General features: G+C 62.3%; 10 protein-coding genes. All 10 read right to left on the reverse strand.

Annotated features, from left to right (window positions below; all coding sequences use genetic code 11):
- Positions 1 to 881: 881 nt before the first annotated feature.
- On the reverse strand, positions 882 to 1196 hold the full coding sequence (locus tag ACXJ1Z_RS15775) for an energy transducer TonB (RefSeq protein ID WP_463777928.1): 315 nt from the start codon (positions 1194 to 1196) through the stop codon (positions 882 to 884).
- Positions 1197 to 1321: 125 nt separating this feature from the next.
- On the reverse strand, positions 1322 to 1954 hold the full coding sequence (locus ACXJ1Z_RS15780) for an energy transducer TonB (protein ID WP_463777929.1): 633 nt from the start codon (positions 1952 to 1954) through the stop codon (positions 1322 to 1324).
- A 329-nt stretch (positions 1955 to 2283) separates the two neighbouring features.
- Positions 2284 to 2679: a VOC family protein gene (locus ACXJ1Z_RS15785; protein ID WP_463777931.1), complete on the reverse strand. Its 396-nt coding sequence runs from the start codon at positions 2677 to 2679 to the stop codon at positions 2284 to 2286.
- A 458-nt stretch (positions 2680 to 3137) separates the two neighbouring features.
- Positions 3138 to 4046 carry a LysR family transcriptional regulator gene (locus ACXJ1Z_RS15790; protein ID WP_463777933.1) on the reverse strand — a complete coding sequence of 303 codons (909 nt, stop codon included), beginning with the start codon at positions 4044 to 4046 and terminating at the stop codon, positions 3138 to 3140.
- 47 nt (positions 4047 to 4093) lie between these two features.
- On the reverse strand, positions 4094 to 4537 hold the full coding sequence (locus ACXJ1Z_RS15795; protein WP_463777934.1) for a (R)-mandelonitrile lyase: 444 nt from the start codon (positions 4535 to 4537) through the stop codon (positions 4094 to 4096).
- Positions 4538 to 4573: 36 nt separating this feature from the next.
- A complete protein-coding gene (locus tag ACXJ1Z_RS15800; protein WP_463777936.1) occupies positions 4574 to 4969 on the reverse strand; it encodes a (R)-mandelonitrile lyase in 396 nt (131 codons plus the stop codon).
- A gap of 18 nt (positions 4970 to 4987) precedes the next feature.
- Positions 4988 to 5998, reverse strand: a complete 1011-nt coding sequence (locus ACXJ1Z_RS15805; protein WP_463777938.1) for an SMP-30/gluconolactonase/LRE family protein — start codon at positions 5996 to 5998, stop codon at positions 4988 to 4990.
- The gene (paoC, locus tag ACXJ1Z_RS15810) at positions 5995 to 8205 is read right to left on the reverse strand and encodes an aldehyde oxidoreductase molybdenum-binding subunit PaoC (protein WP_463777939.1); all 2211 of its coding nucleotides are present in this window, start codon (positions 8203 to 8205) and stop codon (positions 5995 to 5997) included. Before paoC (ACXJ1Z_RS15810) ends, ACXJ1Z_RS15805 begins: the two co-directional genes overlap by 4 nt.
- Positions 8202 to 8810 (reverse strand): cysteine hydrolase family protein, encoded by a 609-nt coding sequence (locus ACXJ1Z_RS15815; RefSeq protein WP_463777941.1) that lies wholly within the window; start codon positions 8808 to 8810, stop codon positions 8202 to 8204. Before ACXJ1Z_RS15815 ends, paoC (ACXJ1Z_RS15810) begins: the two co-directional genes overlap by 4 nt.
- A 111-nt stretch (positions 8811 to 8921) precedes the next feature.
- On the reverse strand, positions 8922 to 11141 hold the full coding sequence (gene paoC, locus ACXJ1Z_RS15820) for an aldehyde oxidoreductase molybdenum-binding subunit PaoC (RefSeq protein ID WP_463777943.1): 2220 nt from the start codon (positions 11139 to 11141) through the stop codon (positions 8922 to 8924).

The raw sequence follows: 11141 nt of genomic DNA on the forward strand, positions 1-11141 counted from the left end.
GCTAGCTATGGACGACTGCCCACGTTTGGGAAGATGTGGAAGCACAAAGCCCCGTCGGCGGCTCCGTTTTTGGCGGAGGCCGTGAAAGGGGCGAAGTGCATGACGATTGCCGCCCTCGTTCGATCATAGGCTTAGCACAACGGCACGCCCAAATGCGGCCGCCTGTTCATGCGCCGGCTGATCTCTTGTTTTGACGGCGTGAACTGGATGCTTTTACGGCAAAACTGGTGAAAACGAACTGACCGCCCTGGAGCGGAAATCTTAGCTATGTGGTCCTTCGGTCATGCGATCCTCGCACACCCCCGCCGGGCCGGTATCAGACATCCGCTGGAATAGGGCGTTCTAGATAGCTGGTCTCTCCGCGTCGCCGCGCTTCCCAGGCATTCGTGCGCTCTCGAGCATAGGCCTTCTGCACGCGGACCTTACTGATACCGTGCCGCGCAGCAAGCTCACCAAAGGTCGCGCCATTGATGACGGCCACGTAGATCGCTATGTTTCGGTCGCGATCGGGACTTAAGTCTCCTAGAACCATCTACTTCTCCGACTCACGGCAACGACTGGGGATACCCTAGGCCCATCTGGCCGGTGTCGTGGCGATTGATACACCTAGGCTGATACCCGGCGATGTCCAATTGTCGCAGCGGCACTGATGATTGCCAAAGCGGACGCGAGGAGCAGAACGGGTGTGGTAGGGCGTCTGTCGCCCTCATTCCGGCCGCTAAGGGGCTGAGATGACGTGCCCGAAAGCGGACCGTCGTTCATCTCCATCGTCTCACGGGAAACGGCTCCCAAGCGGCGGCTGCGACGTCAGCTTACGGGCATCGTATCGGCGCCATTTGCGGCCAGTCAGGCGGTGGTGAGCGGACGCGCTTGTGCAACTACTATTGCGGATTGGACGAGAAACTGACCTTTCCTCGGTAGCTGCCAATAACCGGACTACCTGAGGTGTCGGTAGCTGGCCGGAAGCGACCCCGCGTACTGATCTGACGGCAAACCTCCGCATCGAGGATAGCAGAAGCGCTTGTTTGTACGATATGACAGTCTGTCACGCGGCCATCCGGTCCAACAGTCACTTCAAATCCTACCGTCCCCTGCTCACCCATCCTCAAAGCTTGCATCGGATAATCGGTCCAGCCCGCCGGCGAGGCCAGGGGAACCGGTGCCGTGGCGTTTAACATGATCAGCAAAAGCAGCATGACACGCTAGTAGCTTTTAACAGGGATGCCCGCAATTGGGGCGTGTGCCGACGGTCAGCTTGCGCCCGGGTTGACGGTGAGAGGAGACGAATGAATTTCAACCGGTCGGCAATCGAGGCAGGCGTTTAAAACATAGTAACCTGCTCTGATTCACCCTTGATGAAAACTAGGTCTATGTCTCGCAAACCTCTTGTCGTCTCGCCACGGCCGCCTCTCACCGGGCCGAAAGTACCCGTCTTGGAAGCAATTGTGCACGCATCAGCGTTAAGTTGAGAAATACCTGATCTTTCGACAGCAATGCACTGCTTAATATCACCGAGATCGTCATAGATTAGGTCCACGGTCACATGTTCTCTATGTTCTAAATCAGTAATCAAAGGAGTCTTCACCAGTATCTCAGGCGGGGTTGAGTACTGGTTCGACCCAGTTTTTTCCGGATGCCAACGTATATGCCCGTGACGCGCCTCAGCTGTTGGATCGCCTTGACCATCCCTTGCCGGAAAAAATCGAGCCCTCGCCATAAGCGATGAGCACGCCACTTTATCGACCTCGTCGGAGCCGCTTGTTCCAGTTACAACGCAACTTACCGGGATGCCGTTAGGATCGACCATCAGGTCGTATGTCGTGACCGCAGCCTTATTCCATTCCGACGACGAAAAGTCTTCAGCACGCACCCAATCCGCAGCGGAGCCGATCGGGTGACCCTTACTCGGTGCATTGTCCACTGCTGCCGAGGCGCTGGCAAGAAGCGCAATCATCAGTATCAATTTGCCATCTCCAAACGTCCGCTCTCCGAGACTATGCATCTTCCCGGAAATGTCTGCAATTGGGGCGCGAAAGGTCTGTCCGGATACAGGAAAGCAATCGCCCGTAGCGGACGTGCGTGGCTGAACAAGCGGGGCAGGGCGCCTGCCGCCCTCATATAGAGACATTCGGGGCTCATTAGAACTCCGCGACAGCGGACTCTTATTCATCTTCCCGATCGCGCCGCGTTGATGGCTGCACGTGGGTGGGGCCGACCGGTTGTAACCGGTCGGCGATCAATGAAGCAGGCAGCTACTTGAATTGATGAACTTGCGGCGGCGACTTAGGTTGGAATGTGGATCCCGCACAGCTTGTTGCCGTCAGGATCGCGAACGTATGCGAGATTGATGGTTCCCATTGCAGACTCTCGTGGGCCGGGCTGATCCTCAATGGACGTGCCGCCATTGGCGAGTGCGGTCGCGTGAAACAGTTCTACCTGTTCGGGGGAGTTGCAAGAGAAAGCGACGGTGCTGCCATTGGCTACGGTTGCTGGTTCATTGTTGATCGGTTGGCTGACGATGAAATTCGTTCCGCCCTTGTTGCTGTAGAAGAGCCGAGTGTGCCCGCTGTTGGCTACGTTCGTTGCTCCTTCCCCTACTCCCAAAACGCCGAGCACGGCGTTGTAGAAGCCCCTGGATCGTTCGATATCGTTCGATCCTACCATCGTATGAAACAGCAATTCATCTCTCCTGGGTGACATGTAAGCATGCGGGATCACGCTCTCTAGCCTTGTATCCGGTCCCTCGATCTTGTCCTAATGGAACGTCTGAGGAGTCCAAGGCGGCTGGTCAAAGCTCAAACTTCACTCGCTGTCAGGCAAACACCTAAGTTACTGAACGTTCCGAGTTGTGCTCTTGTTGCCCGAAAGCGCATAGTCAGGTGCCCGACCCAGTTTCTGCCGTCCAGCTTTACCCCGAGCTTTCCCGAAAAGGCCGCTCGCTCATCTTGCTGCAGCGGAAACCAGGGTGACGACATTGTCCAGAACGTCACTATCTAGACTGATAACTCGGGCCTTATCCTGTCCACGCCGAGCGATCCCCGTCGATCAGACCGCCTTCCGCGCGCGTCAAAGAACAACGGGTCATCGACTATATGACACCTTCCAAGCGCTGACCACGAGGAATGCCGAAAAGGATCTCAGAGGCCCAAGGGACGAAGCTCCCGCACAAGTTCGATCAGCAAGCGGAGACCGGTCGGCACTTGACGCCTGCTTGAGTAGTAGATGTGGTAACCAGGGCCCATGGAGGCGTGATCCTCAAGTACCAATCGTAATTCCCCGCGGGCGACATATGGCGCGAAGCTAGGTTCGAGGCCGTACATCAAACCTGCGCCGGCAAGCGCCATCGAAAGCATCGCACGCCCCTCATCGACGATGACTTTGCTAGGCACACTGAAAGCGACCTCTCCGTCCGCGCCTTCGAACTCCCACCGGTAGATGCGGTCATTCCCAAGCCTCACGCCAAGGCAACGATGATGTCGAAGATCGTCGAGAGTTTCAGGTGTCCCGAACTTCTCCAGATATGCGGGCGATCCAGCCACGACCCAACGCAGGTCGGCGGAGAGCCGCTGTGCGATCATGTCTTCGGGAACCGTTCCGCCATGGCGAATGCCGGCGTCGTAGCCGCCATCCACGACGTCCACCATCTGATCGCGCGCAGCGATATCGACTTCGATGTCCGGGTATCGCTCGTTGAACACGGCCACAACCGGCGCCAGCAGCAAGGTGGCCGCTTCGGCAATCACGTTCAGCCGGATGCGACCCGTGGGCGCATCGCGAAAGCGGTTCAGGCCCTCTACCGCCTGATCGATCTTCCCGAACGGTTCCGATATCTCGTCGCACAGCTCTTCGCCGGCGGCAGTGAGAGTCACACTTCGGTTGGTGCGGTTCAAGAGGCGCACGCCGAGACGCGCCTCCAGCCCTTTGAGCGCGTGGCTGAGCGCAGAGGCGCTGACACCAAGTTCCAGACCCGCAAGACGAAAGCTGCGATGCCGTGCAATCGACAGGAAGTATGTCAGGTCGGCAAGGTTGGATCGGGTGTTCGACATTGATGAGCAGCGTGCATCATCATCATCCGGCAAGCAACCTTCGTGGACTAGTTCGCTGGTCCCCGAAATTGATCCGCCGTCACCGGCTGGAGCCAGTCGACAGGTTTCCCGTTGAGCATCTCGCTGATCGCCAGATGGCTCATGCTCTGTCTGTTCGTCGCGCCATGCCAGTGTTTTGCACCCGGTCGCGCGTGGATGGTGTCACCCGTGCAGATGCGGGCGACCGCGCTGCCTTCCTCCTGATACCAGCCACAGCCTTGCGTCACGTAGAGTATCTGTCCGGCGGGATGCGTGTGCCAATTGGTCCGTGCGCCGGGCTGAAAGGTTACCAGTGCAGTCCCTGCCTGCCCGGGCGCGATCGCCTCAGCCGTCATACGAACGGTCACTGTGCCGGTAAAATTCTCGGTCGGTCCGGGCTTGGCTGGCGCCTCTTCCGCCCGGACGATGGTCTGCGCGTGCGCCGCAGGTGCCGCGCAGAGGGCTAGCGCCATAGCGTGAATATATTTCATGAGATGCTCCGGCTTTCGTTAACGGTGGTACTGTTCGTCGCTGACCGGCTCGAGCCAGTCGACCGGCCGCCCATCCAGCGATTCCTGCACGGCGATGTGTGTCATCGCAGTCGTCGGGGTAGCGCCGTGCCAATGCTTATGTCCCGGTGGACACCATATGACGTCGCCGGCGCGGATCTCGACGACCTCTTCGCCCTCGCATTGTGTCCAGCCGCAGCCTGCGGTGACGATCAGGGTCTGGCCGAGCGGGTGGGTATGCCAGTTGGTCCGTGCACCCGGCTCGAACGTCACTGCGGCACAGCTATGGCGCGCCGGCTCGGGCGGGCTGTTAAGCGGATCGATGCGGACGTTGCCGGTGAACCATTCGGCTGGCCCCACTTGCGAGGCTTGCGATCCTGCGCGTTTCAAATCCATGTCTCTTCTCCTGCCGGTCTACTGTTCGAAAGAGGCTGCATGAAAGATCATCGCGCGACCGCCCGGTTTGCCGTCACTCGTGACGATGACCAACTCGCGGGTCGCGGGCCGGATCGCCATGCTGGTGGTGTTCAGGTTGCGTCCCTCGTCCCGGCCGGGAAGAAGTATCTGTCCGAGCGGCAGACCGCTCGGCGAGAATGCAACGACACGGCCTTGGCCGTATAGCGCGACATAGACGTTGCCGGCTCCGTCAACGCGCATGGAATCCGGCGCGGGTCCGGTGAACTGATAGGCCGTCGTGGACCCGAAGGGCGCCGGAGTGAACGCATCCTTGAGATCGATCCGGTACAGCCGCCCCAAGGCGAACTCGCCGACCCACAGCCGCTTGCCGTCAGGGCTCAAGGAGAGCCCGTTGGCCACCGAGAGATGCTGCACGACGGGCACTGGCGCTGCGCCACCCGAAGCGACGTACCAGACGCCGCCCGTCGGTTCTCCGATCGAGCCCCGCGCGTCGGTGAAGTAGAACCCGCCCTGGGCGTCGAATGCGAGGTCGTTCGGCGCGAAGCCGGCGCTTTCGCGAACGATCGTCTCCTGCTGGCTGCCATCGGGCCGCATCGCAATGATTGCGCCGCCCCCTGTGTCGTTTGCCGCCGCGATTAAGACGCGGCCATCGGGCGCGAGCGCCATGCCGCCAGGCATCAGACTGGCCAGCGTGACTACCGTGGTGAGCCGATCGCGCTCATCCAGTCTCATCACGCGCCTTCCCTGAACATCGGAGAACAGGAGATCCCCGTTGGGAAGAAACACCGGACCTTCGAGATCCAGGGTTGCGCCTGGGACGCGGATCGGCCGATCGGCGACGGTTGTCGTCAACGCAAGCTCGGCGGGGGGTATGGGAACGACGCTGCCGGGTGTGGAAGCGGTGACCTGAGCCGACGCTCCAGCCGCGATGCCGAGCAACGACAGGGCGAGGAGCGCCGGCCGAAGTCGTTGCGGCAAGCGCGTGAGCAGCCCGCTATCGCGAGTCATGTAAGCTCCGGTAGCCCGTCGAGGTGCTTCTCCAGAGTGATCGGATATTCACGCACGCGCACGCCGGTCGCGTTGTAGATGGCGTTGGCAATCGCAGGCGCGACGCCGCTCAAGCCAAGTTCGCCGACGCCCTTCGCCTTGACCGGCGACATGGTCGCGTCGACCTCTTCGATGAACGCAACGTCGAGATGCGGTACGTCGGCGTGAACCGGCACCTCATACCCCGCGAGGTCGTGATTTACGAAGAAGCCGAAGCGCTTGTCTACGGCCATCTCCTCCATCAGCGCAGCACCGATTCCCATAGTCATGCCGCCGATCACCTGACTGCGTGCGGTCAGAGGATTGAGGATACGTCCCGCTGCACACACCGCCAGCATACGTCGAACGCGGACGACACCCGTGTAGCGATCGACGCCGACTTCGGCGAAATGCGCGCCGAAGGTCTGCTGAGCATATTGCTTGCTGAGGTCGCCATATTCCATGCTGTCCTCGGCCACCACGTCGCCGCCTTGCGCGGCACGAGCGAGGGGCACGGCGCGACCGCCCGACCGCACCTCGCCGTCAGAGAAGGTGACATCGATCGTGTTGAAGCCAAGCCGCTGCGCCACGGCATCACGCAAGGCGGCACAAGCGGCATAGACTCCGGCAGTGACCGACGCAGCGCCCATCTGTCCCCCGGAGCCGGGCGTCTCTGGGTAAGCAGAGTCGCCGAGCTTCGCCACCACGCGGCTCAACGGGACACCCATCATCTCGGCGGCAACCTGCGCCACGATCGTATAGCTACCCGTACCGATGTCGGTCATGTCGGTTTCAACCGTGACGATCCCGTCGCGGCCAAGCCGCGCACGCGCACCCGCCTTGGCGATCGGGGCGCCGCGGATTGCACTCGCCATGCCATAACCGATCAGCCACTTGCCGTCCTGCCGACTGGCGGGCTTGGTGGGGCGGGCGTTCCAGCCGAACCGCTCGGCACCCGTGCGCAGACACTCGACGAAGGCACGGGTCGAGAAGCGGCGTTCAGGCTTCTCCGGGTCAACCTGCGTGTCATTGGCGATGCGCAGAGTGACCGGGTCCATGCCTAGTTTTTCCGCTAGCTCGTCCATCGCGATTTCGAGCGCCATCATGCCGGGAGCCTCGCCGGGCGCACGCATCGCATTGCCCTCGGCCAGGTCGAGCGTGGTAAGATAGCGGCGCAGCAGCCGGTTCTCGCCGCGATAGAGCAAGCGGGTGGGAAGCGTGGTCGGTTCGGTTCTCCCGCCGCGCAGATTGCCCGACCAGCCATCGTGTCCGATGGCAGTGATGCGTCCGTCGCGGCCCGCCCCAAGCCGGATCCGCTGAATCGTCTTCGGCCGATGGATCGTGTTGTTGAACATGATCGCCCGCTGCAGCACGAGCTTGACCGGCCGCCCCGCCGCACGCGCAGCGAGCGCCGCGAGCGCGAGGTCGCTCTGGGTCGTGCCCTTGCCACCGAAACCGCCGCCGATGAAGGGCGAGAGCAGGTGGATGTTCTCCTTGGGCGCGCCGATGATCTTGCCGAGATCGCGCTTGCCCCAATTCATCTGCTGGATGGACGTCCAGCATGTCAGCTTGTCACCGTCCCAGCGGGCGATGGTGGCGTGCGGCTCCATCATCGCATGCGCCTGATCGGGCACGGTATAGGTCTGGTCGACTTTCACCGGCGCCGCGGCGAAGGCGCGCTCGAAGTCGCCGATGCGAAGCTCGCTTGCGCCGCCGAACGGCTCTTCCGGTGCAATCGGAGCGGTCGGCTTTTGCGCGGCAAGGTCGAACGCGCCTTTGCCGCGCGTATAATCGACACGGATCAGGGCGGCAGCAGCCCGCGCCTGCTCAAACGTGTCCGCCACCACTACGGCGACGGCCTGATGATAATGATCCACCTCCGGTCCGGCGAGCATGCGCTGGACATAGAAGTCGCCGACACCGAGCGTCCCCGCCGTCTCGTGGGTGACGATCGTGCGGACGCCCGGCGCGGCGCGCGCGATCGATAGGTCGAGGCGCGAAATCCGCCCCTTCGCGATCGCGGCACCCAAAATGTAGCCGTAGGCAAGATTGTCGCCAACGTCATGGTGTTCGGCCGCGTAGGTAGCGGTGCCGGTTGTCTTGAGCCGGCCCTCAACCCGCGGATGCGGCCGGCCGACGACAGCCTGGCGATCGATCGGGGTGGTGCCCGCCGGGGTGTCGAACTTCATGCCACCGGCTCCAGCTCGGCAACGAAGGCTTGGTGTGTCATGGGCCGCGAGAACATCGGAAAGTTCTTGGTGACGGCCGCTTCCTGCTCTTCCGGGCTGAGCGTTGCGGTACAGTCAGTCAGAGTGACCACGCGGAAGCCGCGCTCGTAGGCGGAGCGCATGGTCAATTCCACGCAGCAATTGGTGAGGAAGCCGGCGATGGCCACATCCGTGATGCCGCGCTGACGCAGAATGAAGTCGATGTTGGTGCTGGCAAAGCAATCCAGCCCGCGCTTGCCCTCGATGATGATGTCGCCGTCCTGGGGCGCCATCTCTTCGGCGATCTCGGCCCCCCAGCTTCCCTTGCGGAATGCCTGCGCCCCGACGATGCCGGCAAGGATGCCGTAGGGATCGGAGGGAATTTCGGGATAGCCCGCAGCAAAGCTGATCGGTGCGTACATCACCGTCACGCCCCGCGCTCGTGCGTGTTCGACCACGGCCCGGCTGTGCGCAAGCATGTCGTTTTGGGCCATGACGGCTTGCACCGCCTCATGCTGGGCGCCGCCCTGACTCACGAAGTCGTTTTGATATTCGATCAACAGCAGTGCCGTCCTGTTCGGGTGCATGACGCTTCTCCGTTTTGACTCGAACCGCGAAGGCGAGCCCTTTCATTTCCTCCCGCCGGACGACGGAAGGGGCCGTACCTCATGCAGCGCCCTCGATCCGGCCACGGTCGCTCAGGCGATCGTCGGCAGGCGTTCCAGATGCTTGTCGAGGGTCAACGGATAGTCGCGGATGCGCACGCCGGTGGCATTGTAGACCGCATTGGCCACCGCGCCGCCTACGCCGCAAAGGCCAAGTTCACCGACACCCTTGGCCTTCATCGGGTTGGCCTTGTCGTCGGCCTCGTCGAGGAACACGACCTCTTGGTGAGGAATGTCAGCGTGCACCGGCACTTCGTATCCGGCAAGATCATGGTTGATGAACAGGCCGAACCGCTTGTCTACTTCGAGCGCTTCCATCAGCGCCGAGCCAACGCCCATGGTCATCGCGCCGATCACCTGACTGCGCGCCGACTTGGGGTTGATGATGCGACCGGCGGCACAGACCGCAAGCATCCGGCGCACGCGGGTGGCACCGGTATATGCGTCGACCCCAACTTCGACGAAGTGCGCACCGAAGGTGGAGATCTGATAGGTCTTGTCGAGCTTATCGAACTCGATCTTGTCCTCGGCCACCAGCTCGCCGGCAGACGCCGCCTGACGCAGGTCGGCGGTGCGGTTGCCGCTTCGGACCTTGCCACCTTCGAACACCGCGTCGACCGAGTTGACGCCGAGCCGCTGGGCGACCTGCTCGCGCAGCTTCACGCACGCTGCATAAACACCCGCGGTCGAATTCGCCGCACCGAACTGGCCGCCCGAACCCGCGGACACCGGATATGCCGAACTCCCGAGCTTCACGACGACGGCTTCGGCCGGCACGCCCATCATCTCGCCAGCAGTCTGCGCGAGGATAGTATAACTGCCGGTGCCGATGTCGGTCATGTCGGTTTCGACCGTCACGACACCGTCGCGGCCCAGCCGGACACGGGCACCCGAGGGCATGTTCATGTGGTTGCGAAACGAGGATGCGACACCCATCCCGACCAGCCAACGCCCATCGCGCACCTGACCGGGCTTGGGGTTGCGCTTCGACCAGCCAAAGCGCTGCGCCCCTTCCTCGAGGCAACGGACGAGCTGGCGCTGCGAGAAGTGACGCTTCGGATCCTTGGGATCGATCTGCGTGTCGTTCTTTACCCGGAACGCGATCGGGTCCATGCTGAGCTGCTCGGCCATCTCGTCCATCGCGATCTCGAGCGCCATCATGCCCGGCGCCTCGCCGGGCGCACGCATGGCATTTCCCTCGGGAAGATCCATGACCGCGAGCCGCAGCGACGTGAGGCGATTGGCGCCCGCGTACAGCAATTCGGTTTGATTGACCGCCGTTTCGGGGCCACCACCGGCCAGATCGCCCGAACCGCTCTCGTGCGCGATCGCTGTGATCGTGCCGTCGCGCAACGTGCCAATACGGATGCGCTGGCGCGTGGCAGGGCGGTGCGTCGTGTTGTTGGCGATGAGGGGGCGTTGCAACGCCAGCTTGACCGGGCGCTTGGCTGCACGCGCGCCGAGCGCCGCCAGCACCGCGTCGGTGCGCAGGAACAGCTTTCCGCCGAAACCGCCGCCCACATAGGGCGACATGAAGGTGATCTTCTCCTTGGGGATACCAAGCGTCGTCGCCAGATCTGTACGGCCCCAGTCGATCATCTGGTTCGACGTCCACACCGTCAGCTCGTCACCGGTCCAGGACGCGATCGAGGCGAACGGCTCCATCATCGCATGGCTGTGGTCGGGCGTGGTGTAGCGTTGATCGAGCTTCACCGGGGCAGCGGCGAAGGCAGCCTCGAACTTGCCCACGCGATGCTCCGGCGAAGATTCGCTGCCTTCGCCGCTGCTTCCGCCGTGTAGCGGCGCGGTCTTGATCTCTTGGTCGAGATCGAATCGCCCGGGCGCGCGCTGATAGTCCACGCGGATCAGTCCGGCCGCCGCCCGCGCTTGCTCAAACGTCTCGGCCACGACGACTGCAACGGCTTGGTGATAATGATCGACCGCGGGACCCGCGAACAGCTTGGCGGTATTATACTTGCCCTTACCCAGCTTGCCGGCGTCGGATGCGGTAACGATGGCAAGCACACCGGGCGCTGCGCGCGCCTCGTCCAGGTTCATCGAACGGATACGACCCTTGGCAATGGCCGAGCCGACCACGTAGCCATAGGCCGCGTTCGGGACCTCGCGATGGAACTCGTATGCGTAGGGCGCCTGACCCGTCGTCTTGAGCGGACCGTCGATGCGGTCGTGGGCACGCCCCACGACCTTCATGCGGTCGATCGGATTGGTCGTCGCGGGGGTGTCGAACTTCAT

It is taken from the genome of Novosphingobium sp. TK46 (assembly GCF_055361525.1).